This is a genomic window from Streptomyces sp. NBC_00659 (genome assembly GCF_036226925.1).
Classification (GTDB): domain Bacteria; phylum Actinomycetota; class Actinomycetes; order Streptomycetales; family Streptomycetaceae; genus Streptomyces.
The window spans coordinates 4,889,701-4,913,276 of sequence record NZ_CP109031.1 but is presented as its reverse complement, the minus strand read 5'-3'; the positions used below and the strand labels follow the sequence as shown (position 1 = coordinate 4,913,276).

The 23,576-nt window shown below is 67.9% G+C and carries 19 protein-coding genes; 9 read left to right on the top strand and 10 right to left on the bottom strand.

Going from position 1 to position 23,576, the window contains the following annotated elements:
• Positions 1–28: 28 nt before the first annotated feature.
• Positions 29–2,470, bottom strand: a complete 2,442-nt coding sequence (locus OG410_RS21285) for a DUF6049 family protein (protein ID WP_329300638.1) — start codon at positions 2,468–2,470, stop codon at positions 29–31.
• Positions 2,471–2,693: 223 nt separating this feature from the next.
• Between OG410_RS21285 and OG410_RS21280 the strand changes: the two genes are divergently transcribed.
• Positions 2,694–4,160: a CCA tRNA nucleotidyltransferase gene (locus OG410_RS21280; RefSeq protein WP_329300637.1), complete on the top strand. Its 1,467-nt coding sequence runs from the start codon at positions 2,694–2,696 to the stop codon at positions 4,158–4,160.
• 101 nt (positions 4,161–4,261) lie between these two features.
• On the opposite strand, the gene OG410_RS21275 is transcribed toward OG410_RS21280, so the two are convergent.
• The 4 genes from OG410_RS21275 to OG410_RS21260 all read right to left on the bottom strand — a co-directional run bounded on the left by OG410_RS21275 (position 4,262) and on the right by OG410_RS21260 (position 7,985).
• Positions 4,262–4,720 carry an LppU/SCO3897 family protein gene (locus OG410_RS21275; protein ID WP_329300636.1) on the bottom strand — a complete coding sequence of 153 codons (459 nt, stop codon included), beginning with the start codon at positions 4,718–4,720 and terminating at the stop codon, positions 4,262–4,264.
• 113 nt (positions 4,721–4,833) lie between these two features.
• Positions 4,834–6,096 (bottom strand): MFS transporter, encoded by a 1,263-nt coding sequence (locus tag OG410_RS21270; protein ID WP_329300635.1) that lies wholly within the window; start codon positions 6,094–6,096, stop codon positions 4,834–4,836.
• A gap of 78 nt (positions 6,097–6,174) precedes the next feature.
• Positions 6,175–7,257, bottom strand: coding sequence for an inositol-3-phosphate synthase (locus OG410_RS21265; RefSeq protein WP_329300634.1), 1,083 nt, complete (start codon positions 7,255–7,257; stop codon positions 6,175–6,177).
• A gap of 44 nt (positions 7,258–7,301) precedes the next feature.
• Positions 7,302–7,985 (bottom strand): PadR family transcriptional regulator, encoded by a 684-nt coding sequence (locus OG410_RS21260; RefSeq protein WP_329300633.1) that lies wholly within the window; start codon positions 7,983–7,985, stop codon positions 7,302–7,304.
• 374 nt (positions 7,986–8,359) lie between these two features.
• On the opposite strand from OG410_RS21260, the gene OG410_RS21255 reads away from it, so the two are divergent.
• Both OG410_RS21255 and OG410_RS21250 read left to right on the top strand, forming a co-directional pair.
• On the top strand, positions 8,360–11,095 hold the full coding sequence (locus OG410_RS21255) for a transglycosylase domain-containing protein (RefSeq protein WP_329300632.1): 2,736 nt from the start codon (positions 8,360–8,362) through the stop codon (positions 11,093–11,095).
• A gap of 176 nt (positions 11,096–11,271) precedes the next feature.
• On the top strand, positions 11,272–12,777 hold the full coding sequence (locus tag OG410_RS21250; protein ID WP_329300631.1) for a glycosyltransferase family 87 protein: 1,506 nt from the start codon (positions 11,272–11,274) through the stop codon (positions 12,775–12,777).
• Between the two features lie 89 nt (positions 12,778–12,866).
• Here the strand turns inward: OG410_RS21250 and OG410_RS21245 are convergent, their stop codons facing one another.
• From OG410_RS21245 to OG410_RS21235, 3 genes are all read right to left on the bottom strand, one after another.
• Entirely contained in the window at positions 12,867–13,898 is a 1,032-nt protein-coding gene (locus tag OG410_RS21245) for an alanine racemase (RefSeq protein WP_329300630.1), read from the bottom strand.
• A gap of 158 nt (positions 13,899–14,056) precedes the next feature.
• Positions 14,057–15,178 (bottom strand): lipid II:glycine glycyltransferase FemX, encoded by a 1,122-nt coding sequence (locus OG410_RS21240; RefSeq protein WP_329300629.1) that lies wholly within the window; start codon positions 15,176–15,178, stop codon positions 14,057–14,059.
• A 163-nt stretch (positions 15,179–15,341) separates the two neighbouring features.
• Entirely contained in the window at positions 15,342–15,653 is a 312-nt protein-coding gene (locus OG410_RS21235; protein WP_329300628.1) for a hypothetical protein, read from the bottom strand.
• A 288-nt stretch (positions 15,654–15,941) separates the two neighbouring features.
• Here OG410_RS21235 and rpsF point away from each other — a divergent pair, with 288 nt between their 5' ends.
• From rpsF to rplI, 4 genes are all read left to right on the top strand, one after another.
• Entirely contained in the window at positions 15,942–16,232 is a 291-nt protein-coding gene (gene rpsF, locus OG410_RS21230) for a 30S ribosomal protein S6 (protein ID WP_037615007.1), read from the top strand.
• A 73-nt stretch (positions 16,233–16,305) separates the two neighbouring features.
• The gene (locus tag OG410_RS21225; RefSeq protein ID WP_329300627.1) at positions 16,306–16,914 is read left to right on the top strand and encodes a single-stranded DNA-binding protein; all 609 of its coding nucleotides are present in this window, start codon (positions 16,306–16,308) and stop codon (positions 16,912–16,914) included.
• Between the two features lie 57 nt (positions 16,915–16,971).
• Positions 16,972–17,208, top strand: a complete 237-nt coding sequence (rpsR, locus tag OG410_RS21220) for a 30S ribosomal protein S18 (RefSeq protein ID WP_003949403.1) — start codon at positions 16,972–16,974, stop codon at positions 17,206–17,208.
• Between the two features lie 18 nt (positions 17,209–17,226).
• A complete protein-coding gene (gene rplI, locus OG410_RS21215; RefSeq protein ID WP_326786774.1) occupies positions 17,227–17,673 on the top strand; it encodes a 50S ribosomal protein L9 in 447 nt (148 codons plus the stop codon).
• A 207-nt stretch (positions 17,674–17,880) separates the two neighbouring features.
• On the opposite strand, the gene OG410_RS21210 is transcribed toward rplI, so the two are convergent.
• A complete protein-coding gene (locus OG410_RS21210) occupies positions 17,881–19,218 on the bottom strand; it encodes an MATE family efflux transporter (RefSeq protein ID WP_329300626.1) in 1,338 nt (445 codons plus the stop codon).
• 459 nt (positions 19,219–19,677) lie between these two features.
• Here OG410_RS21210 and dnaB point away from each other — a divergent pair, with 459 nt between their 5' ends.
• Positions 19,678–21,147, top strand: coding sequence for a replicative DNA helicase (dnaB, locus tag OG410_RS21205; RefSeq protein ID WP_326786776.1), 1,470 nt, complete (start codon positions 19,678–19,680; stop codon positions 21,145–21,147).
• A 106-nt stretch (positions 21,148–21,253) separates the two neighbouring features.
• On the opposite strand, the gene OG410_RS21200 is transcribed toward dnaB, so the two are convergent.
• A complete protein-coding gene (locus OG410_RS21200; protein ID WP_329300625.1) occupies positions 21,254–21,817 on the bottom strand; it encodes a dihydrofolate reductase family protein in 564 nt (187 codons plus the stop codon).
• Between the two features lie 339 nt (positions 21,818–22,156).
• Between OG410_RS21200 and OG410_RS21195 the strand changes: the two genes are divergently transcribed.
• On the top strand, positions 22,157–23,542 hold the full coding sequence (locus OG410_RS21195) for a serine hydrolase domain-containing protein (RefSeq protein WP_329300624.1): 1,386 nt from the start codon (positions 22,157–22,159) through the stop codon (positions 23,540–23,542).
• Positions 23,543–23,576: the final 34 nt, after the last annotated feature.

The following is a 23,576-nucleotide window of genomic DNA, read 5'->3' as shown; positions in this document are numbered from 1 at the left end:
TCCCCGGGCCCACCGGCCACGACATCGCTCAACGGTCCACTCTCTCACCCGTGCCGGACGGGTCGGCGCTTTCCGGTGCGGTGTCCGGTGTCGGGTCACTCGGCTGCTCCGGGTCGTCTGCCCCGGACTCCGGGCCGGAAGTCCGTTCGGGACCGGCCTCGGAGTCTTCGGTGGAGTCAGTGTCCACGGTGCCCTCGGCGACCTCGCTGTCGCCCCCCGCTTCGGGACCGTTCGCCGTGTCCTCCTCGGCGTTCCGGGCCGCCGCGCGCTTACGCTGCGTGTACATCCGGAAACCGGCGAGCACGAGAAGCAGGACGCCGCCGCCGATGACGAGCATCACCGTGGAGGTGATCTCGGTGACCTTCACCTCGAAGGGAACCGGGTCTCCGTACGGCTGCCCGTCCTCCGTGTAGAGCTGGGCGACGACCTGAACCGGGCCGTTGGCTTTGGTGGACGTCGTGAACTTGACCGACTGGCTGTGCTCGCCCGCGACCTGGATCGGCTGCTCGTCGTACGGGTCATCGCCGATCTCGAGGCGGGTGGGCTGCTGCGAGGTGAGCCGCAGCACCAGATGGCCGACGCCCTGCACGAGGTTGTTCTGGACGGTCACGGGGATGGTGGCGCTGCGCCCGGACAGCTTCGCGTCCGACTTCTGGATGAGATGCACCAGGCCCATGAGCCCGTCGAGGTAGGTCTCCACACCCTGCCGGAAGGCCGCCGCCTCCGTGGTCCGACCGCGCCAGGACGCCGACATCCCCCGCTCTATGGCCCGTCCGAACGGCGTGACCACACGGGACTCGTCGGTCAGGATCATCCGGAACTTGTCGAGCTTGGCCTGGGTCGCCTGGATCCTCTCGAACGCCGAGCGCGGCAGCTCCCGCTTGCGCAGCGCCGGCGGGTACGAGGACGTGGACGGCACCTTCGTGGTGGCGCCGGGGTCCGGCTTGGCCTTGGCGGCCTCGGTCAGCCCCTGGGACTGCGACCAGTTCCCCTGCTGGAGCGCCCGCAGTGCCTCGGCCATGGACTGCGCCTGGCTGGCCGTGGGCATGCGCTGCGGAGCGACGACGATGCTGCGCTCGTTCTTCGGCTCCTGAAGGTTGATCATCAGGCTCTGCGCGAGGAACTTCTGAACGGCGAGTGTCGAGGCGTCCGCCTTCATCATGTCGCCCTGGAACGCGGTCGACAGCCGCTCGTCGGCGACCACCGCCGTGGTTCCGCCGCCGATGGGGCGGGCTGCGCTGGGCGTGTAGGGCAGTCCGCCGGTCTCACGCAGGCTGTCGCTGCGGGCGATCACCTTGTCCGCGCCGGCCGACGTGGCCACCTTGATGATCGACGGGTCCACCGCGCCGTCAGCCGGCCAGGCGAACTCCGTGCTCGGCTTCACGTGGACGATCGTCTCCACCGTGTCGGCCGCCACATCGGTGGCGTCCTTGAGGTGGCTCAGGGAACCGGTGACGTCCTTGCCGTGGTGGGCCAGCGACGCGAGGTCGGGGTCGGCGAACGGCAGGGCCACGATGCTCTGGCCCTGGACCGCTTTCTCCAGCTTGTCGAGCCAGGCGTTGGCCACCGCCTGGTTCCGCCCGGCGACGGTCGTGCCGTTCTCCTGCTGGATCCGGTAACCGCCCCTCATCGCGTCGACGGAGGCCAGCAGGTCCGGGTCGAGGACCCAGGTGACATCGATCTCGTTCCCCAGCGACAGGAGCTGGTCCAGGCGGCCGCCCGGGGAGATCTCCTTGGCCAGGTCGTCGTTCTTGAAGACGGGCGTCTGCTGGGCGTCCGAACCCGTCTCCGCCGTGAGGTGGACGGTGGAGACGAGCGGCCAGAGGTACGTCGTCCTCGTCTTCGTGTCCGCCGCCTCGGGCTGCCAGGGCAGGAACGTCCGCTCGATACCGAGGACCTGGTCCCACGGCTGAGCGGTGGTCCGGCCCGTGAGCGACACGCCGAGCTGGTAGACGCCCTCGGAGCCGAGATCGAGATCCTTGACCGGGACCGAGATGCTGAAGTGCTGCGAGCTGCCCGCGGTGAGCTTGGTGACATTGGCGACGTACTTGCCCCCGACCTCCAGCGTGTCGAGGCCCGGCTGGAAGCTGGTGCGCTTCGCGACCGTGTCGATGGCGGAGCGGGTGTTCAGGGACGGTCCCACCCGGATGCCCACGTGGGCGTCGGTGACCGTCTGCTTGCCCGTGTTGGTGACCGAGCCCGAGACCGTGACCGTGTCACCGTCGGTGGGGGCGCTGGGGGCCAGCGAGTCGAGGCTGACGTCCACGGGGCCGGACGATCCCGAAGCGGTGGCCACGGACCCTGTGCCAGTGGCGGCGGAAGCCTTCTCTGCGGCCTGGGAGGGCGTACTCAAGGGCAGCTGGAGCAGCCCGGCCAGCAGCGGCGCCCCGGCCAGCAGTGCACCGCTGCGCCGGAGCCACCGGCGGGCAGGTGAGGGACTCGTCCCTTGGAAGTCTGCCGCCTCGGCCACGCGCTCGCCCGTCCCTCGTCGTCGTCAGTGGTCGTCGGAATGTGCGTCCACGCATGGTAACGAGGTGCGCTGAGCGTAAGTGCCGCGGAGTGGTCCACAAGATCAGGGATGAGTGCCGACTGTCCTGTATGTACGTGTATTCTGCCCGCGAAAAAATGTGGGGCACAGGTGTGGGATTTATCCAGGCGCTTCCCGGCGCCTCGGCCACGTACCCTTTTCTGTTGTGCCGAACGCCAACGAAGACAATTCCAGTGCCCTGAGCCAGGTGCAGCGCCGCGCGGTGAGTGAACTGCTGCGGGTGTCCCCTGTCGCCGACGAGCTCGCCCGCCGTTTCCAGGAGGCTGGGTTCTCGCTCGCCCTGGTCGGCGGCTCGGTCCGGGACGCGCTCCTCGGTCGGCTCGGCAATGACCTGGACTTCACGACGGACGCCCGGCCCGAGGACGTACTGAAGATCGTCCGGCCCTGGGCGGACGCCCTGTGGGAGGTCGGGATCGCCTTCGGCACGGTCGGTGCGCAGAAGGACGCCCGAGTGGGCGATGCGGAGCAGTCGTTCCAGATCGAGATCACGACGTACCGCTCCGAGGCGTACGACCGGACCTCGCGCAAGCCGGAGGTCTCCTACGGCGACTCCATCGAGGAAGACCTCGTGCGTCGCGACTTCACGGTGAACGCGATGGCCGTCGCGCTGCCGGAGAAGGAGTTCATCGACCCGTACGGAGGTCTGGACGATCTCGCCGCTCGCGTTCTGCGTACCCCGGGCACCCCGGAAGCGTCCTTCTCCGATGACCCGCTGCGGATGATGCGCGCCGCACGGTTCGCCGCGCAGCTCGACTTCGAGGTGGCGCCCGAGGTGGTTGCCGCCATGACGGACATGGCCGGGCGTATCGAGATCGTCTCCGCGGAGCGGGTGCGGGAGGAGCTGAACAAGCTGATCCAGTCCGCCCACCCGCGCAAGGGCCTGACGCTGCTCGTGGACACCGGGCTCGCGGAGCACGTGCTTCCCGAGCTTCCCGCCCTGCGACTGGAGAGGGACGAGCATCACCGGCACAAGGACGTCTACGAGCACACGCTGATCGTGCTGGAACAGGCGATGGCGCTGGAGGAGAACGGGCCCGATCTGACGCTCAGGCTCGCCGCGCTGCTCCACGACATCGGCAAGCCGCGGACGCGACGCTTCGAGCAGGACGGGCGGGTCTCCTTCCACCACCATGAGATGGTGGGCGCCAAGATGACCAAGAAGCGGATGACGGCGCTCAAATACTCGAACGACCTCGTCAAGGACGTGTCCCGTCTGGTCGAGCTGCATCTGCGTTTCCACGGGTACGGCACCGGAGAGTGGACGGACTCCGCCGTCCGCCGCTATGTGCGTGACGCGGGCCCGCTCCTCGACCGCCTCCACAAGCTGACCCGTTCCGACTGCACCACGCGCAACAAGCGCAAGGCGACCGCACTCTCCCGCGCCTACGACGGGCTGGAGGAGCGCATCGCCCAGCTCAAGGAGCAGGAAGAGCTCGACGCGATCCGTCCCGACCTGGACGGCAACGAGATCATGGAGGTCCTGGGAATCGGACCCGGCCCCGCGATCGGCCAGGCCTACAAGTTCCTGCTGGAGCTGCGGCTGGAGAACGGGCCGATGGGGCATGACGCTGCGGTGGCGGCGCTCAAGGAGTGGTGGGCCGAGCAGGACTGAGAGGTGGCCGGCCCGTCATGTTTCACGTGAAACATGACGGGCGGCAACGCGAAGGGGCGTGTTTCACGTGAAACACCGCCCCTTCGCGCCTGTGCGTGGTCCTACTTGGAGGCGAGCTCCTCCAGGCAGAGAGTGAAGTCGTTCTTGCCCGTCTCGGTGTACTCGGCGTACTTGGTGCGGTCGCAGCCGGAGTCGTCGGTCTTCTTCTGGGCGACCTTGAACTTCGCCTTGGCGTCGCCGCAGTCCACGACCTTCAGGCCCGGGTCCGTACTGCTGTCCGGGTTGCTGATGCTCATGCAGTCGCCGACCTTGGCAGTCTCCGGGTCGTGCCGGCTCGCCAGGTAACCCACGCCGGCGGCTATGACGGCAACGACTACGACGCCGCCGCGCAGGTACTGCTTGATGCTGCGCTTCGGGCGCTGCGGCGGGACCGGGGCAAAGTCGGCGCCCGGCTGCTGCGGGTATCCCTGCGGCGGCTGCCCCTGCGCGAACGGGTTCTCGCCCTGCGGCGGCTGCCCCTGCGCGAACGGGTTCTGGCCCTGAGGCGGCGGAGTTGTCACTGGAGTTCCCCCTGGAACATAGATGCGCGACACGAACGTAAGACGCACGTAAGTTATCGGGCCCCTGTGACAACTCAGTAGTCAGAAGTGGCTCTGTGTCCCTGATGTGACACTCACCGAGTCTCAAAGCGGGCCATAGCGGCCGCAATTGATGCGTAGACCGCCGCAACGGTGAGGACGAGGGAAACGGACCGTCCGTCAGAAGGCAGCATCAGCGCGGCCACTGCGGCCGCTCCGACGAAGGCGACGTTGAACAGGACGTCGTAGACCGAGAAGATCCTGCCGCGGAAGCCGTCGTCCACGGCGGACTGCACGATGGTGTCCGTGGCGATCTTCGCGCCCTGTGTGGTCACGCCCAGCATGAAGGCGGCGCCCAGTGTGGGTGAGGGGGCGAACAGGAGGCACAGCGCGGGTACCAGGACCGCGGCGGTGCCGGCGCAGACGGCGATCCAACGGCCCGGCCCCAGCCGCCCGGCCGCCCAGGGCGTCACCACGGCAGCGACGAAGAAGCCGGCTCCCGAGACGCCCACGGCCAGTCCAAGGAGCGCGAGCCCGTCGTCCGAGCCGGACGCCCACGCGTAGCGGCAGAGCATGAGCACCATGACCGTCAAGGCGCCGTAGCAGAAGCGCATCAGGGTCATCGCCGTCAGAGCCCAGGCAGCCTCCCGCCGTGGGAGCTCCGCGAGATGGCGCACGCCTCCGGCGAGGCCTCGCGCGGTGCCGGCGAGGGCCGTGCCCACGTACGGCCGGACCAGCTCCTGGTCGGGCCCGAGGATTCCCGGGGCGATACGCAGCGAGGCGAGGGCCGCGCACAGATACAGCCCCGCTCCCACGAGGACCACCGCCGCGTCGGAGTCCGCGACGACCAGCCGTACGGCGAACGCGAGACCCGCGCCCACGGTGGCCGCGAGCGTTCCCGCGGTCGGTGAGAGCGAGTTGGCCACCACCAGACGGTCCCTGTCGACGACACGGGGCAGCGCGGCCGACAGCCCGGCCAGGACGAAGCGGTTGACGGCGGTGACGCAGAGCGCGGAGGTGTAGAAGAGCCAGTCGGGCGCCGGGCTCAGCATCAGAAGCGCCGTCACGCACGCCAGTGCCGCGCGCAGCAGGTTGCCGTACAGAAAGACCTGCCGACGCTGCCAGCGGTCCAGCAGGACGCCCGCGAAGGGGCCGACGAGGGAGTACGGGAGAAGGAGCACGGCCATGGCGGAGGCGATGGAGGCCGCCGAAGTCTGCTTCTCCGGCGAGAAGACCACGTAGGTGGCCAGCGCGACCTGGTAGACGCCGTCGGCGCCCTGGGACAGCAGCCGTACACCGAGCAGGCGTCTGAATCCCTGGAAGCGCAGGAGGACGCGCAGGTCACGCACGACGGCCATGGGGCACAGCCTCACATACGAGGAGGGTCCCCGGGCGGTAAGCCCGGGGACCCTCGACAGCGAGCAAGCAGGCGTGCTTTAGCGCTCGACCTCGCCCTTGATGAACTTCTCGACGTTGGCGAAGGCCTCGTCGTCGAAGTACTGGACCGGCGGGGACTTCATGAAGTAGCTCGACGCGGAGAGGATCGGGCCGCCGATACCGCGGTCCTTGGCGATCTTCGCGGCGCGCACGGCGTCGATGATGACACCGGCCGAGTTCGGGGAGTCCCAGACCTCGAGCTTGTACTCCAGGTTCAGCGGGACGTCGCCGAAGGCACGGCCCTCGAGGCGGACGTACGCCCACTTGCGGTCGTCGAGCCAGGCCACGTAGTCCGAGGGACCGATGTGGACGTTCTTCTCGCCCAGCTCACGGTCGGGGATCTGCGAGGTGACGGCCTGCGTCTTCGAGATCTTCTTGGACTCGAGGCGGTCGCGCTCCAGCATGTTCTTGAAGTCCATGTTGCCGCCGACGTTGAGCTGCATGGTGCGCTCAAGACGGACACCGCGGTCCTCGAACAGCTTCGCCATCACACGGTGCGTGATGGTCGCGCCGACCTGCGACTTGATGTCGTCGCCGACGATCGGGACGCCCGCCTCGGTGAACTTGTCCGCCCACTCCTTGGTGCCGGCGATGAAGACCGGGAGCGCGTTGACGAAGGCGACCTTGGCGTCGATGGCGCACTGGGCGTAGAACTTCGCCGCGGCCTCGGAACCGACGGGCAGGTAGCAGACGAGGACGTCGACCTGCTTGTCCTTGAGGATCTGGACGATGTCGACCGGCGCCTCGGCGGACTCCTCGATGGTCATGCGGTAGTACTTACCGAGACCGTCCAGGGTGTGACCGCGCTGGACCGTGATGCCCTTGTTCGGGACGTCGCAGATCTTGATGGTGTTGTTCTCGCTGGCACCGATGGCGTCGGAGAGGTCGAGGCCGACCTTCTTCGCGTCGACGTCGAACGCGGCGACGAACTCGACGTCACCGACGTGGTAGTCGCCGAACTGGACGTGCATCAGGCCGGGTACCTTGGCCGCCGGATCGGCGTCCTTGTAGTACTCGACGCCCTGAACCAGCGAGGCGGCGCAGTTGCCCACGCCGACGATGGCTACGCGAACCGAACCCATTCCGGTTGCTCCCTGTGTCTATCGGTGAAACCCCGAACGGGGCCTCACGTGGCGGTGTCGTCGGACGGATCCGGCCGGGGGCTGTCCCGGTGCCGGGGCAGGCCGCCCGTCTCTCCAGATGTGTTGTCCTGCTGAGCGGAGCCATCCGTACCGGGACGCTTGACGTCCCGTCCGGCCCGCTCGCTCTCGATGAGCTCGTTCAGCCAGCGCACTTCGCGCTCCACGGACTCCATTCCGTGGCGCTGGAGCTCAAGCGTGTAGTCGTCGAGGCGCTCCCGGGTGCGCGCCAGCGAGGCGCGCATCTTCTCGAGGCGCTCCTCCAGACGGCTGCGGCGACCTTCCAGTACGCGCATGCGTACATCGCGTGACGTCTGCCCGAAGAACGCGAAGCGAGCAGCGAAGTGCTCGTCCTCGTACGCGTCGGGACCCGTCTGCGCGAGAAGCTCCTCGAAGTGATCCTTACCTTCCGCCGTCAATCGGTAGACGATCTTGGCGCGACGTCCCGCGAGTGTTGCCGACAGGGCGTCTTCGGGTGTGGATCCTGATTCCTCGATCAACCAGCCGTTGGCGACCAGCGTCTTGAGGCACGGGTAGAGCGTTCCGTAACTGAAGGCACGGAACACACCCAGTGACGTATTGAGTCGTTTGCGCAGCTCATAGCCGTGCATCGGGGACTCGCGGAGCAGGCCGAGTACGGCGAACTCGAGGATCCCGGCACGCCGGCTCATCGTCGCCCCCTCCCTGTCGCTGTCTCGTCGGCACGGGCTTTATGCCGGGCTGATGTATCGACTCGATACATCAGCACGATAGAACGACCCTGCGGATGCGACAAGAGGGAGCGGAGTGAACGGCGTCACATCACCGATTCATACGAAGCAAGTTGCCTGATTTGGGGTGAACTTCGGTGTTAGTCAGGTTTTGGCGATGCGTAGTCTGTGCGGGATGGACACCACCGGGAACCGAGTGACGTCTGAGTACGTCAACGTCTTTGGTGCAGTACGGGTGAATGCGCGATCGACCGCATCCGTACTTCGGGGGGACCGGAAACCAGCCGCCGTTTCCAGGCGCGCAAAGGTGCGCCTGCCCGAGGAGTAATCGTTCGATGAGCGAGCACCGTCGCAAACCGCCGCAGCCGCAGGGCGGCGGACGTGCCGCGGCCCGGCGCGGCCAGCCGCAGGCAGGCCCGTCCGCAGGCCGCCGCGATGCACCGCGAGACGCCACCGGGTCTCCTTCCGATCCATACGGCCCGGGGGGTGAAGAGAGTCCGTACGGCAGCCGTGCCGACGCGCGGCGTGCCACGCAGCGCGGAAACGGCGGAAGCCGTCGCAGAGCCGCCGAGGGCGCGGGTCACGGCGGCGGTCCCGGAGGCGGGGGCGGCCGACGTGGTGGTCCCCCGGGTCCGGGCGGTCCCGGACGCGGTCGAGGCCGCGCTCCCGAGCCTGCCAAGAAACGCATCATCGACTACCCGCGCGCGGGCAGGTACGGCGCCGCGCGCTGGGTGCCTTCCTGGAAGCTCGTGTCGGGCCTGTTCATCGGCTTCCTGGGCAGCATGGTCGCGGCCGCCAGCGTTGCCTACGCCCTCGTGGGCATCCCGGACATTGGCAAGACCGCCAAGGCACAGAACAACGTCTACTACTGGGCCGACGGCAGCCAGATGGTCGCCACCGGTGGTGAGGCCAACCGCCAGATCATCGGCTACGCCGAGATCCCCAAGGAGATGCGCTGGGCGGTGATGTCGGCCGAGAACAAGACGTTCGAGACCGACAGCGGCGTCGACCCGATGGGTATCGCCCGTGCCTTCGTGAACATGGCCAAGGGCGGTCAGACGCAGGGTGGTTCCACCATCACCCAGCAGTACGTGAAGAACGCCATGCTCGAGGACCAGTCGCAGACGGTCTCCCGCAAGCTCAGGGAGCTGTTCGTCTCGATCAAGGTCGGGGCCAAGGTGCCCAAAGAAGACATCATGGCCGGCTATCTGAACTCCGCGTACTACGGGCGCAACGCCTACGGCATCCAGGCCGCGGCGCGTGCGTACTTCAACAAGAAGGCCACGGACCTGAAGCCGGACCAGTGCGCCTTCCTGGCGGCCGTGCTCAAGGGCGCCACGTACTACGACCCCGCGGGCAATGCGGCGATCGGCGGGGACGCGGCCTCGCCGCAGGCCAACCGCAAGCGTGCCGAGGAACGCTGGGGCTGGATCCTCGACCAGGAGGTCCAGGACGGCCGCCTGACCGCGGCACAGCGCGCCAAGTACACGAAGTTCCCCGAGATCCAGTCCCCGCGGTCCAACGCGGCGCTCGGCGGGCAGGTCGGTTACCTGATCGACCTGGCCAACGCGTACCTGACCCAGAACAGCGACAAGACCGGGATCACCGAGACCAAGCTTCGCCAGGGTGGCTACGAGATCCACACGACCTTCGAGAAGAAGAAGGTCGACGCGCTCGAAGACGCGGTGAAGAAGGTCCAGAAGGCGAACATCAAGCCCAAGCTGCGGCCGAAGAACGACAAGTACGTCCAGTTCGGCGGGGCGTCCGTCAACCCGGCCAGCGGTGCCATCGAGGCGATCTACGGCGGTGAGGACGCGACCAAGCACTTCACCGACAACGCCGACCAGACCGGTGCCCAGGTGGGTTCGACGTTCAAGCCCTTCGTGCTGGCCGCCGCCATGACGTGGGGAGTCAGGGACCCCGAGGGGGACCCGGCCCAGGCGCAGGACGAACGCACCATCGTCTCGCCGAAGAGCCTGTACAGCGGCAAGAACAAGCTCAAGATCAAGGACTACAACAAAACCGACTGGACGGACGACAAGGGCAAGGAGTGGCTGCAGACGAACGACGGCGGCCAGTCCCTCAACCCGCCCACGTACCAGATCGACCTGCGTGAGGCGATGCGCGAGTCCGTCAACTCCGCCTATGTCCAGCTGGGCATGGATGTCGGTCTGGACAAGGTGAAGGACTCCGTCCTGCGCGCGGGCATCAAGGAGTCGAGCCTCGCCAGCGCCAGGTTCCCGTCGTTCTCCCTGGGCACCTCCTCCCCGAGCGCGATCCGCATGGCCGGGGCGTACGCCACCTTCGCGGCCAGCGGCAAGCAGCGTGACCCGTACTCGGTCGAGAAGGTGACCAGCAAGGACGGCACCGTCTTCCAGCACGACAAGATCGCGAAGACCGTGGAGGCCTTCACCCCGAAGGTCGCCGACAACGTCACCGACGTGCTGAAGACCGTGGTCGAGAAGGGCACCGGTACCAACGCCCAGCTCCCAGGCCGCGAGGTGGCCGGCAAGACCGGTACCACCGACGGCAACAAGTCCGCCTGGTTCGTCGGCTACACCCCGCAGCTCTCCACGGCGATCGGCATGTACCGCCTGGACGACGACGAGACCAAGAAGAACCGCGAGTTCCTGCAGATGTACGGCACGGGTGGCGAGGAGACCATCCACGGCGCCTCGTTCCCGTCCCAGATCTGGCGGGACTACATGATGGTGGCGCTCAAGGGGGAGAAGGCGGAGTCCTTCCCGGTGCCCGAAGAGATCGGTGAGATCCTCAACGACGCCCCGAGCCCGACGCCGACGCCCTCGGCCACCGAGAGCGCGACCGAGAGCCCGAGCCCGACCCCGACCCCGAGTGCGACGCTCACGTCTCCCACGCCCTCGGCGACCGAGACCTGCAAGAAGTTCGACTTCACCTGCAACAACACCGGAGGGACGGACACCGGAGGGACGGACACCGGCGGTACGGACACCGGCGGTACGGACGGCGGCGTGAGCACCTCGCCGTCGGCGACCGCCTCCACCGGGACCACCAGAGGAAACGGCAACGGAGGCCTCTTCGGCTCCGGCTGACAGTCGCCGACCAGCTTCGCGCGTGCGCACCCTCGGGGCGCACGCGCGAAGCTGTTTCCGGCTCCTGGTCCCGTCGCGGGGCCCTGCTGTCCGGCCAGGTGGGCAAGAGCCTGTGAGCCGGACTTCAAGGGTTGTCCCTGCTTCCGTTCTCAGGCACGTACGGCAGGATGTGCGGCATGCCCAGTGCAGAGACGACGCGAGCGAGCGTTCACGAGCCGGAGCTGGTGCGGCCGACCAGGGATGACGAGATCGCCGCCGGCGGCAGTGAGCTGATCGGCGGTCCCATCGGGCGGCGGGCCCTGCTCGGGACGTCCTGGTGGACGCCCGTGCGGGTCGTCGCGCTGGTGATGATCGGCATGTTCGCCCTCGGTATGGTCCAGAAGCTGCCCTGCTACGACGGCGGCTGGTTCTTCGGCGCGAGTTCGCAGTACACGCACGCGTGCTACTCGGACATCCCGCACCTCTATCAGGGGCGAGGTTTCGCCGACGGCCTCGTGCCGTACTTCGACAAGATCCCCGGCGACATGGAGTACCTCGAGTACCCGGTGCTGACCGGTGTGTTCATGGAGGTCGCGGCCTGGCTCACCCCGGGCGGCGGGAGCATCCAGCACCAGGAACAGATCTACTGGATGGTCAACGCGGGGATGCTGATGGCGTGTGCGGCCGTCATCGCCGTATGCACCGCGCGCACCCACCGCCGTCGCCCCTGGGACGGCCTCCTGGTCGCCCTGGCGCCCGCCTTCGCGCTCACGGCCACGATCAACTGGGATCTCCTCGCCGTGGCCCTGCTGGCCGCCGCGATGCTCATGTGGTCCCGCGGGCGCGTCCTGGCCTTCGGTGTCCTGATCGGGCTCGCCACCGCCGCCAAGTTCTACCCGTTCCTGGTGCTCGGGCCGCTCTTCCTGCTGTGCTGGCGCACCGGCAGATGGCGCGAGTTCGGTACGGCGCTGCTCGGTGCCGTCGGTGCCTGGCTGGCCGTGAACCTTCCCGTCATGTACCTCGCGCCCGAGGGGTGGGCGAAGTTCTACAGTTTCAGCCACGACCGCGGCGTCGACTTCGGTTCGGTCTTCCTGTTCCTCTCGCAGTGGCTGAAGATCGCGATCACGCCCGACACGGCCAACACCTGGGCGCTGGTCCTGATGGTGATCATCTGTGCGGGGCTGAGCGCCGTCACGCTCATGGCCCCCCGCCGCCCCCGCTTCGCCCAGCTCGCCTTCCTGATCGTCGCGGCCTTCATCCTCACGAACAAGGTCTACTCGCCGCAGTACGTGCTCTGGCTGGTCCCCCTCGCCGCGCTGGCCCGGCCGCGCTGGCGGGACTTCCTGATCTGGCAGGCCTGCGAGGTCGGGTACTTCCTCGGCATCTGGATGTACCTCGCGTACACGACCAGCGGCGACGCTCACAAGGGTCTGCCGACCGACGGGTACCAGGTCGCCATCGCCGTCCACCTGCTGGGGACGCTGTACCTGTGCGCGGTGGTCGTGCGGGACATCTTCCTGCCGGAGCGTGACGTGGTGCGGCGCCCGGGCGACGACGACCCGTCGGGCGGGATTCTCGACGGCGCGGAGGACGTCTTCGTTCTCGGCCCGGCCGGGCATCCGGCGCGGCACGCGGCGCACTTCGACGCGGTCCCCCAGGCCGACTGGCGTGAGGACGCGGCACCCGGAGACCGTTCGCTCTGAGCGAACGGGGCAGGGAAGGGCCACGTGAAAGGCCGTACACGGTGTCCGTGTACGGCCTTTCGTCGGTCCGGGGCGCGCCCGGTCCGGGGTCAGCGCTCGACGACGCGGTCGAACTGCGTGGTGGTGTGCCGCAGATGGGCCACCAGTTCGTCGCCCACCTTCGGCTCCGAGGCGTCGTGCGGCACGAAGAGGATCGAGACCTGCATGTGCGGGGGCTCGGCGAACCAGCGCTGCTTGCCCGCCCAGACGAACGGAGAAAGGTTCCGGTTGACCGTCGCGAGGCCGGCGCGTGCGACGCCCTTGGCGCGCGGCATGACGCCGTGCAGGGCCTTGGGGGCCTCCAGGCCCACCCCGTGCGACGTACCGCCCGCCACGACCACGAGCCAGCCGTCCGAGGCGGCCTTCTGCTGCCGGTAGCCGAAGCGGTCGCCCTTGGAGACGCGCGTGACGTCCAGGACGGCTCCGCGGTACTCCGTGGCCTCGTGGTCCCCCAGCCACAGCCGCGTCCCGATGCGGGCGCGGAAGTGGGTCTGCGGGAACTGCCGCTGGAGCCGCGCCAGTTCCTCGGCCTTGAGGTGGCTGACGAACATCGTGTGCAGGGGCAGCCGGGCCGCGCGGAGGCGGTCCATCCAGCCGATGACCTCCTCGACGGCGTCCGAGCCGTCGGTGCGGTCCAGCGGCAGGTGGATCGCGAAGCCCTCCAGCCGGACGTTCTCGATCGCGGAGTGCAGATGCGGCAGATCGTCCTCGCTCACGCCGTGCCGCTTCATCGAGGACATCACCTCGATGACGACGCGGGCGCCCACGAGGCCGTACACGCCGTCGATGGACGACACGGAACGGATGACGCGGTCGGGCAGCGGTACGGGCTCCTCGCCGCGCCTGAACGGCGTCAGGACCAGCAGATCGCCGCCGAACCAGTCCTTGATCCGGGCGGCCTCGTACGTGGTGCCGACGGCGAGGATGTCCGAGCCCAGGCGGGTGGCCTCGTCCGCGAGCCGTTCGTGGCCGAAGCCGTAGCCGTTGCCCTTGCAGACGGGGACGAGCCCCGGAAACTGCTCGGACACCTGCTTGTGGTGTGCCCGCCAGCGCGCGGTGTCGACGTAGAGCGTGAGCGCCATGGCCGGTCCCGGAACCTTTCTCGTGACTGCCGTGTATCAGAGGTATGAAAAGGAATTGTCGCTGATTCGCCGGGCCGATGGGGCTGTCCCGGGCCGGTTCGGCGGCCCGGAATGCGATTCGGGGCGGATCGGCGGCCCAGGACGCGGTTCCGGACGGCTCAGCGGCGGGACATGTACATGTCGAGAGCCTTGTGGAGCAGCTTGTTGAGCGGGAAGTCCCACTCGCCGAGGTACTCGGCGGCCTCTCCGCCCGTGCCCACCTTGAACTGGATCAGACCGAAGAGGTGATCGGTCTCGTCCAGCGAGTCGGAGATGCCGCGCAGGTCGTAGGCCGTGGCTCCCAGGGCGTACGCGTCGCGCAGCATGCGCCACTGCATCGCGTTCGAGGGCCGGACCTCGCGCCCGATGTTGTCCGAGGCGCCGTAGGAGTACCAGACGTGTCCGCCGACGACGAGCATCGTCGCGGCCGAGAGATTCACCCCGTTGTGACGCGCGAAGTAGAGCCGCATGCGGTTGGGGTCCTCGGTGTTGAGGGCCGTCCACATGCGCTGGAAGTACGAGAGGGGGCGGGGCCGGAAGTGGTCGCGGATCGCGGTGATCTCGTAGAGCCGCTGCCACTCCTCCAGGTCCTGGTAACCGCCCTGGACGACCTCGACGCCCGCCTTCTCGGCCTTCTTGATGTTGCGGCGCCACAGCTGGTTGAAGTTCCTGTGGACCTCTTCGAGGGAACGATTGGCCAGCGGCACCTGGAAGACGTAGCGGGGCTGGACGTCACCGAAGCCGGCACCGCCGTCCTCGCCCTGCTGCCAGCCCATACGGCGCAGCTTGTCGGCGACCTCGAAGGCGCGCGGCTCGATGAAGTCGGCCTCGATGTCGCGCAGGCGCTTCACGTCCGGGTTCTGGATGCCGCCCTTGATGGACGTGGCCTCCCAGCGCCGGATGATCACCGGCGGGCCCATCTTCACGGAGAAGGCGCCCTGGTGCTTGAGGTGCGCGAGCATCGGCTGGAGCCAGTCGTCGAGGTTCGGCGCGAACCAGTTGATGACCGGGCCCTCGGGCAGGTAGGCGAGGTACCGCTTGATCTTGGGCAACTGGCGGTACAGGACCAGGCCCGCGCCGACGATCTGGCCGGTCTTGTCGTCGAACCATCCGAGGCTCTCTGAGCGCCACTCGGCCTTCACGTCCGCCCATGCGGGGACCTGCATGTGGCTGGCCGCGGGCAGGCTCTGGATGTATGCCAGATGCTGCTCTCGGCTGATGGTCCTCAGGGTCAGGCTCATTCGGGGCGCTCCTCGGGCTGGTGTGTCCCCATGGGTACAAGGGCTCCGGCTCTCGCGCCGAAGCCTACTGCGCCCTGCGAGCGCCCCGAATGGCCGTATGGAACCTTGGCCCCGGGGGTGCGGTGTGAAGCGTCCCGAGGCCAGGGGAAAACGGACGTTCGACTCAGATCACACCGCCGAAGAGGCCGCCGTGGGCCAGGCCGAGGTAGAAACCGACGCCCGAGAGACCGAGTCCGACGATCAGGCCGAAGCGCTCCCGGGTCGTCTCGGAGATGAACTGGCCGTAGGCGCCGGCGAGGATCCCGATCAGGCCGGCCCATGAGCTGAGCAGATGGAGGCTGTGGAACATCGACGTGACGAAGGCGAGGACTCCGAACACCAGGGTCACCGCGAGCAGGGTGTCCTGGAGCGGATGGGGCTTGCCGTCCGTGGCGAAGAGTGAGCCGGTCGTGCTGGGACGCATTACCTGTGCCATAGGGCACCTCCTGCGGAAGGCGGCGCATCGTAGCGCCATACACACCCGATGTGTACAGATTGACGGCCAACCCGGTCGGATTTCAACCGGAAGCAGGTGTGCAGGTAGTCTGTACCCTCTGCACCGGTGTCTGCCCAGGCTCATGGCCAGGTCACGACAGGGATCGCCGTTCGGTTCAACCGATCGGCGGGCCGATTGTCAGTGGCGGCCGATACCGTTGCGTACGCATCACAACCCTCCTGCCACGGAACGACCGTGGCCGCTGAGTCCAAAGGAGGTGGGTTCCACATGCGTCACTACGAAGTGATGGTCATCCTCGACCCCGATCTGGAGGAGCGCGCTGTCGCCCCCCTGATCGAGAACTTCCTCTCCGTCGTCCGTGAGGGCGCCGGAAAGGTGGAGAAGGTCGACACCTGGGGCCGTCGTCGTCTCTCGTACGAGATCAAGAAGAAGCCCGAGGGCATCTACTCGGTCATCGACCTGCAGGCCGAGCCTGCGGTCGTCAAGGAGCTCGACCGCCAGATGAACCTGAACGAGTCGGTCCTCCGGACCAAGGTCCTCCGTCCCGAGACCCACTGAGCTTCCAGCTCAGCTGAACTCGGGCATCGAGTAGCACCAGCAGCCAGCAGCAAACCCGCCGAGAGGTTCCCCCATGGCAGGCGAGACCGTCATCACGGTCGTCGGCAATCTTGTCGACGACCCCGAGCTGCGCTTCACCCCTTCCGGTGCGGCGGTCGCGAAGTTCCGTGTCGCGTCCACTCCCCGCACCTTCGACCGTCAGACCAATGAGTGGAAGGACGGCGAGAGCCTGTTCCTGACCTGCTCGGTCTGGCGTCAGGCGGCGGAGAACGTCGCCGAGTCGCTCCAGCGCGGCATGCGCGTCATCGTGCAGGGCCGCTTGAAGCAGCGGTCCTACGAGGACAACCAGGGCGTCAAGCGCACGGTCTACGAACTGGACGTAGAGGAAGTCGGCGCCAGCCTGAAGAACGCCACGGCCAAGGTCACCAAGACCACGGGCCGCGGCGGACAGGGTGGTTACGGCGGCGGCCAGCAGGGCAGCGGCCAGCAGGGCGGCGGTTGGGGCGGAAGCTCCGGCGGTGCTCCGCAGGGCGGCGGCGCTCCGGCCGACGACCCCTGGGCGACCGGCGCTCCCGCCGGTGGCAACCAGGGTGGCGGCGGCGGTGGCGGCGGCTGGGGCGGAAGCTCCGGCGGCTCCGGCGGTTCTTCCGGCGGCGGCTACTCGGACGAGCCCCCCTTCTAGGCCTCAGGGCCGAGGGTGGGCCGTACTCCCACTTCTTGATCACACAGGAGATACACCATGGCGAAGCCGCCTGTGCGCAAGCCGAAGAAGAAGGTCTGCGCATTCTGCAAGGACAAGGTCACGTACGTGGACTACAAGGACACGAACATGCTGCGGAAGTTCATTTCCGACCGCGGCAAGATCCGTGCCCGCCGCGTGACCGGCAACTGCACGCAGCACCAGCGTGACGTCGCCACGGCTGTGAAGAACAGCCGTGAGATGGCGCTGCTGCCCTACACGTCCACCGCGCGATAAAGGAAGGGTGACCGACACATGAAGATCATCCTTACCCACGAGGTCTCCGGCCTCGGTGCCGCCGGCGAGGTCGTCGACGTCAAGGACGGCTACGCTCGCAACTACCTGATCCCGCGGAACTTCGCGATCCGCTGGACCAAGGGTGGCGAGAAGGACGTCGAGCAGATCCGTCGTGCTCGCAAGATCCACGAGATCGCGACCATCGAGCAGGCCAACGAGATCAAGGCCCGCCTCGAGGGTGTCAAGGTCCGTCTGGCCGTTCGCTCCGGCGACGCCGGTCGTCTCTTCGGTTCCGTCACCCAGGCTGACGTCGCTTCGGCGATCAAGGCTTCCGGTGGCCCCGAGGTCGACAAGCGCCGCATCGAGCTGGGCTCGCCCATCAAGACCCTGGGCGCCCACGAGACGTCCGTGCGTCTGCACCCCGAGGTTGCCGCCAAGGTCAGCATCGAGGTTGTCGCTGCCTGAGTGCAGCACTCGGCATAGCTGAGAGGAAGGGCCGCACCCCTCGGGTGCGGCCCTTCTGCTTGCCCTGAGCGCTTGAGCGGAGGCGTCGTTCTGTGGATGCCGGGGACCGTCGTTTCACGTGAAACCGGCGCCCGTGTTTCCCGTGAAACATCCGGTGCTTCTTCCAGGAGGCGTTTGGTGCGTTTCCCGGGATCCGTCCGGCGTACGTCAGCGGGTCGCGCCCGTGACGATCCACCGGCCCGAGCGGGAGCGCAGCCACAAAGTCAGCATCCGCATCGTCATCATCAGCGTCATCGTTGCCCACAGCGCGGTCAGCCCGCCGCCGAGGACGGGAACGAGCAGGGCGGCGGGGGCGAACACCGCCAGGGTGAGCAGCATGGCCCGGGCCAGATACGGTCCGTCCCCCGCGCCCATCAGCACTCCGTCCAGCACAAAGACGATCCCGCAGATCGGCTGGGAGGCGGCCACCATCACCAGGGCGGGCAGCGCCGCGTCCCGCACACCGGAGTCGCCGCTGAACAGCGGAAGGAACAAGGGACGAGCGGCGATGACCAGCAGACCGAGCACGAGCCCGGTGACGAGTCCCCACTGCACCATGCGGCGGCATGCCTCACGGGCACCACGGGGGTCGTCCGCACCGAGGTAGCGCCCGATGATGGCCTGTCCCGCGATGGCGATGGCGTCGAGCGCGAAGGCGAGCAGGCTCCAGAGCGACAGGATGATCTGGTGTGCCGCCATGTCGGCGTCCCCGAGCCGGGCGGCGACCGCGGTGGCGATCAGGAGGATCGCCCGGAGTGACAGCGTCCGGACGAGCAGGGGGGTGCCGGCCTGGGCGCAGGCTCGTATGCCGGCGGCGTCCGGCCGCAGGGAGGCGCCGTGTCTGCGCGCTCCGCGGAGGACGACGTGGAGATAGACGGCGGCCATGCCGCACTGGGCGATGACCGTGCCCCAGGCGGACCCGGCGATGCCGAGGCCGGCGCCGTAGACGAGGACGGTATTGAGGACCGCGTTGGCGACGAATCCTCCGACGGCGACATACAGCGGGGTCTTCGTGTCCTGGAGTCCGCGCAGTACGCCTGTGGCGGCCAGTACGACGAGCATGGCGGGGATGCCGAACACCGAGATCCGCAGATAGGTCGTCGCGTACGGGGCGGCGGAGTCGGATGCGCCGAACAGTTCCATGAGGGAGGGCGCGGCGGGCAGGGCGACGACGATCACGGCCACGCCGATGAGCAGGGCGAGCCAGATGCCGTCCATGCCCTGACGGATCGCAGCCCGAAGATCGCCGGCGCCGACCCTGCGGGCGACCGCGGCGGTCGTGGCATAGGCGAGGAAGACGAAGACTCCGACGGCTGTCATGAGGAGGGCCGAGGCGACGCCGAGTCCGGCCAGCTGCGCGGTGCCGAGATGGCCGACGATGGCACTGTCGGCCAGCACGAAGAGAGGCTCGGCCACGAGTGCGCCGAACGCGGGAACGGCCAGTGCGACGATCTCTCGGTCGTGCCGGCGTCGGGCGGCGCTGGGTGCCGCGGGAGCCTGTGTCATGGGCATCAATCTAATCTTCCACAGGTAAGAGATGCAAAAGCAGAAAGACCCTTACCGCGAGGCGTGCGGGGTGTGTTCTGGCGCACTGTTCGAGGCGATCTTGATCCTGCTGGGGAAGTTTTTCTTCTGCACAGCCGGTGGACGGGAAAACGCCAGGTCAGGGCGTGTTCTTCAGAAGGGCTGAGGGCTTGTTCACAGGGCTGTCCACCGGGTCGTGCACAGGTTTCGCGGAGTTCTCCACAGCATCGGGGCCGTCGTCCACATGGCCTGTGGATAACCGGATTGGCTGACGGTGCCCGCGGGCCTAACGTGGTGCGGCGCCCCTTCTCCTTTCCGTCCTCGGAAAGCACGCAAAACCGACGCGCGAGATCCGGAGTCGGGCCGCTCACTTGTCAGTGCCGTGCCGTAGAAATTGAAGGCACTGCTAGGTCCGCTCTGCGGACGGGAGGAGGTGGCTCGGTGACTATTTCCGAGCCCTTGGACGACCCCTGGGCGGACAGTGGGCCCAGTGATCGTCTGCCCCCGTCCCGCCGGCGCGGGAACGGCGGCCGAGGCCGCGACGAGCAGCACGACCGGGACAACGGGTCCTGGGAGAGCGGCGGTTCGGCCTTCGAGCGAGTGCCGCCGCAGGACCTCGACGCCGAGCAGTCCGTCCTTGGTGGCATGCTCCTGTCGAAGGACGCCATCGCCGACGTCGTCGAAGTGCTCAAGGGTCACGACTTCTACCGGCCGGCGCACGAGACGATCTACGGAGCGATCCTCGACCTGTACGCGAAGGGCGAGCCGGCCGACCCCATCACGGTCGCGGCCGAGCTCACCAAGCGCGGCGAGATCACCAAGGTCGGCGGCGCGCCGTATCTGCACACGCTGGTCCAGACGGTCCCGACCGCCGCGAACGCCGAGTACTACGCGGAGATCGTGCACGAGCGCGCGGTCCTGCGCCGCCTGGTCGAGGCCGGCACGCGGATCACTCAGATGGGGTACGCGGCCGACGGCGACGTCGACGAGATCGTCAACAGTGCCCAGGCCGAGATCTACGCGGTCACCGAGCAGCGCACCACCGAGGACTATCTGCCGCTCGGCGACATCATGGAGGGCGCGCTCGACGAGATCGAGGCGATCGGATCGCGTTCGGGGGAGATGACCGGTGTACCGACCGGCTTCACCGACCTCGACTCGCTGACCAACGGTCTGCATCCCGGACAGATGATCATCATCGCTGCCCGACCCGCCATGGGTAAGTCGACGCTGGCCCTGGACTTCGCGCGGGCCTGCTCGATCAAGCACAACATGCCCAGCGTGATCTTCTCGCTCGAAATGGGCCGCAACGAGATCGCGATGCGCCTGCTGTCCGCCGAGGCGCGCGTGGCCCTGCATCACATGCGGTCCGGCACCATGACGGACGAGGACTGGACCCGGCTCGCCCGCCGTATGCCGGACGTCTCGGCCGCCCCCCTGTACATCGACGACTCCCCGAACCTGTCGATGATGGAGATCCGCGCCAAGTGCCGCCGCCTCAAGCAGCGCGCCGACCTCAAGCTCGTGGTCATCGACTACCTCCAGCTGATGCAGTCCGGCGGGAAGCGTTCCGAGAGCCGCCAGCAGGAGGTCTCCGACATGTCGCGAAACCTGAAGCTGCTGGCCAAGGAGCTGGAGCTGCCGGTCATCGCGCTGTCGCAGCTCAACCGTGGACCCGAGCAACGTACGGACAAGAAGCCCATGGTCTCCGACCTGCGTGAGTCCGGGTCGATCGAGCAGGACGCGGACATGGTCATCCTGCTTCACCGTGAGGACGCGTACGAGAAGGAGTCCCCCCGCGCCGGTGAGGCCGACATCATCGTCGGCAAGCACCGTAACGGCCCGACGGCGACGATCACGGTGGCTTTCCAGGGTCACTACTCGCGCTTCGTGGACATGGCACAGACCTGATCGGGCGCCCCGTAGGGTCTCGCGGCTGATGCCGTTATCTCACGGGCCGTGTCGTACCGATGTCGTATACGGCATCACCGTGAGATTGGCGCGTGAGTGCTGCTGCTCAGCGCCTCGTCTCGTACCTGGTCAGGACCACGTCGCCGGGAATCGTCCGCGTCTCGACCAGGTTCAGGTTCACCCAGTTGTCCAGCGCGGTGAAGAACGGCGTGCCGCCGCCCACCAGGACCGGCGCGGTGGCCAGCACGTACTCGTCGATCAGCCCGGCCCGCATGGCCGCCCCTGCGAGTGTCGCGCCGCCGATGTCCATCGGGCCGCCGTCCTCGGCCTTGAGCCGTGTGATCTCGGCGACCGCGTCGCCGGTGACCAGGCGGGTGTTCCAGTCGACCTTGTCGATCGTCGAGGAGAACACCACCTTCGACATGTCCCGCCAGCGGCGCGCGAACTCGATCTCCGCCGAGGTGGCATTGGGCTGCTGGTCGCCGGTCGGCCAGTGGGAGCTCATCGTCTGCCACAGCTTGCGCCCGTACAGCGACAGGTCGGTCGCCTGCAACTGGTCGGACCAAAACTGGAACAGCTCGTCGCTCGGCACGCCCCAGCCGATGTCGTCGCCGGGCGCGGCGATGTAGCCGTCCAGGGTCAGGTTCATGCCGTAGATCAGTTTCCGCATGGCCCAGCCTTCCGTCCTTGGGTGTCCGGCGTATAGACCAGCGCGGCGCGGGAAACTCATCGGTGCGCGATCTGGGCTCGCCGGTCGTCCTCGTGCTTGGGGCTCAGCGTGGTGTACTCGGCCGACTCGGGCAAGCCGCCTGATCTCGACCTCGGCCTTGCGAGGAAATGCCACGGATTTGAGACTGATCATGGGTGACAAGGCCGTGAGGCAGCCAAGAACGCTCAGGGCACGCAAGATCGACATGTCATGAGCGGCGAGACCCTACAAGCGCCGCCCCACGGGGGGCTTCGGTTCAATCCGCTCGACGTCCGGCGCCGCGGCGGGTGGACTGGTGTCATGACGACATCCCACGATGATCTGCTCCCCGGTACGCGCCGGGCCCTGCTGCACCGCATTGCCGTCGCGCAGAGCGAGGGACGGGCTCCGTCACTCGTCGCTTCCGTGGTCCGGGGCGGGAAGGCGGTATGGCACGGGGCGCGGACCTCGGTGGCCGGTCACGGCCCGGACGAGAACGTGCAGTACCGGATCGGCTCCATCACCAAGACCTTCACCGCTGTTCTGGTACTGCGGCTGCGCGACGAGGGCGTCCTGGACCTCGGTGACCCGCTGGAGAAGCATGTGCCGGGCACTGGTGCGGGGGAGGTCACCATCTCCCAACTGCTCGCCCACACCGGAGGGTTGGCCGCCGAGTCGCCCGCGCCGTGGTGGGAGCGCACCTCCGGCTCCCTGCGTCCCGAACTGGCCGACGTGCTGGGCCGGCAGCCCTTCCGGCATCCAGTTGGACGGCGGCACCACTACTCGAACCCCGGCTACACACTGCTCGGGGCGCTGGTGGAGGAGTTGCGCGGCGCGCCCTGGGACGAAGTGCTGCGCCGCGAGATTCTCGAACCGCTCGGCCTGCACCGTACGAGCGCTCACCCGCAGGCGCCGCACGCGGGGGGATGGGCGGTCCACCCCTGGGCGGACGCCATGATGCCCGAACCGTCCGAGGACCTCGGACGGATGGCTCCGGCCGGGCAATTGTGGTCCACCACGGGGAACTTGGCCCGCTTCGCCGTCTTTCTCGCCCATGGTGACGATCGGGTGCTGAGCGCGGAGTCCGTCAGGGAGATGCGCGCGCCTGCCGCTCCGCCCGAGACCGCGGAGCTGGCGGCGGGGTCGTCGTACGGGCTTGCCCTGCAGATCCTGCACCGTGACGGCCGGACCTTCGTCGGGCATTCCGGTTCCCTGCCGGGTTTCCTCGCCGGACTGGTGATCAGCGTCGAGGACGACGTGGCGGCGGTGGTGCTGGCCAACTGCACCTCGGGGCCGCCCGTGTTCACCGTGGCCGCCGATCTGGTGCGGATCGTCGCCGAGGCGGAGCCGCGAATCCCCGAACCCTGGCACCCGATGACCGAAGTGGACCAGAGCTCCTTGGAGTTGGCGGGTCAGTGGTACTGGGGGACTCAGGGATTCGGACTGCGGTTGCCTGCCGACGGAGGGCTGGTGCTGGGTCCGCTCTCGGGTGTCGGCCGGGGTGCCCGCTTCCGGGCGAACGGCGACGGGACGTGGACAGGACTCGACGGCTACTACGCGGGCGAGCTTCTGCGGCCCGTTCGAAGGACTGACGGCTCCGTGAGCCATCTGGACCTCGGCTCGTTCGTGTTCACGCGGCAGCCGTACGACGAGGACGCTCCGGTGCCCGGTGGGGTGGACCCGGAAGGCTGGCGAGGAATTCAGTAGGCGCCACCGGTGCGAGGCGGTCTGTTTCACGTGA

What these genes read in the sequence shown, in the direction of transcription:
- OG410_RS21270 (WP_329300635.1), bottom strand. Translation starts at nt 6,096, where the DNA reads ATGGCCGTCGTGCGTGACCTGCGCGTCCTCCTGCGCTTCCAGGGATTC.
- OG410_RS21265 (WP_329300634.1), bottom strand. Translation starts at nt 7,257, where the DNA reads ATGGGTTCGGTTCGCGTAGCCATCGTCGGCGTGGGCAACTGCGCCGCC.
- OG410_RS21260 (WP_329300633.1), bottom strand. Translation starts at nt 7,985, where the DNA reads ATGAGCCGGCGTGCCGGGATCCTCGAGTTCGCCGTACTCGGCCTGCTC.
- OG410_RS21255 (WP_329300632.1), top strand. Translation starts at nt 8,360, where the DNA reads ATGAGCGAGCACCGTCGCAAACCGCCGCAGCCGCAGGGCGGCGGACGT.
- OG410_RS21250 (WP_329300631.1), top strand. Translation starts at nt 11,272, where the DNA reads ATGCCCAGTGCAGAGACGACGCGAGCGAGCGTTCACGAGCCGGAGCTG.
- OG410_RS21245 (WP_329300630.1), bottom strand. Translation starts at nt 13,898, where the DNA reads ATGGCGCTCACGCTCTACGTCGACACCGCGCGCTGGCGGGCACACCAC.
- OG410_RS21240 (WP_329300629.1), bottom strand. Translation starts at nt 15,178, where the DNA reads ATGAGCCTGACCCTGAGGACCATCAGCCGAGAGCAGCATCTGGCATAC.
- OG410_RS21235 (WP_329300628.1), bottom strand. Translation starts at nt 15,653, where the DNA reads ATGGCACAGGTAATGCGTCCCAGCACGACCGGCTCACTCTTCGCCACG.
- rpsF (WP_037615007.1), top strand. Translation starts at nt 15,942, where the DNA reads ATGCGTCACTACGAAGTGATGGTCATCCTCGACCCCGATCTGGAGGAG.
- OG410_RS21225 (WP_329300627.1), top strand. Translation starts at nt 16,306, where the DNA reads ATGGCAGGCGAGACCGTCATCACGGTCGTCGGCAATCTTGTCGACGAC.
- rpsR (WP_003949403.1), top strand. Translation starts at nt 16,972, where the DNA reads ATGGCGAAGCCGCCTGTGCGCAAGCCGAAGAAGAAGGTCTGCGCATTC.
- rplI (WP_326786774.1), top strand. Translation starts at nt 17,227, where the DNA reads ATGAAGATCATCCTTACCCACGAGGTCTCCGGCCTCGGTGCCGCCGGC.
- OG410_RS21210 (WP_329300626.1), bottom strand. Translation starts at nt 19,218, where the DNA reads ATGACACAGGCTCCCGCGGCACCCAGCGCCGCCCGACGCCGGCACGAC.
- OG410_RS21200 (WP_329300625.1), bottom strand. Translation starts at nt 21,817, where the DNA reads ATGCGGAAACTGATCTACGGCATGAACCTGACCCTGGACGGCTACATC.
- OG410_RS21195 (WP_329300624.1), top strand. Translation starts at nt 22,157, where the DNA reads ATGACGACATCCCACGATGATCTGCTCCCCGGTACGCGCCGGGCCCTG.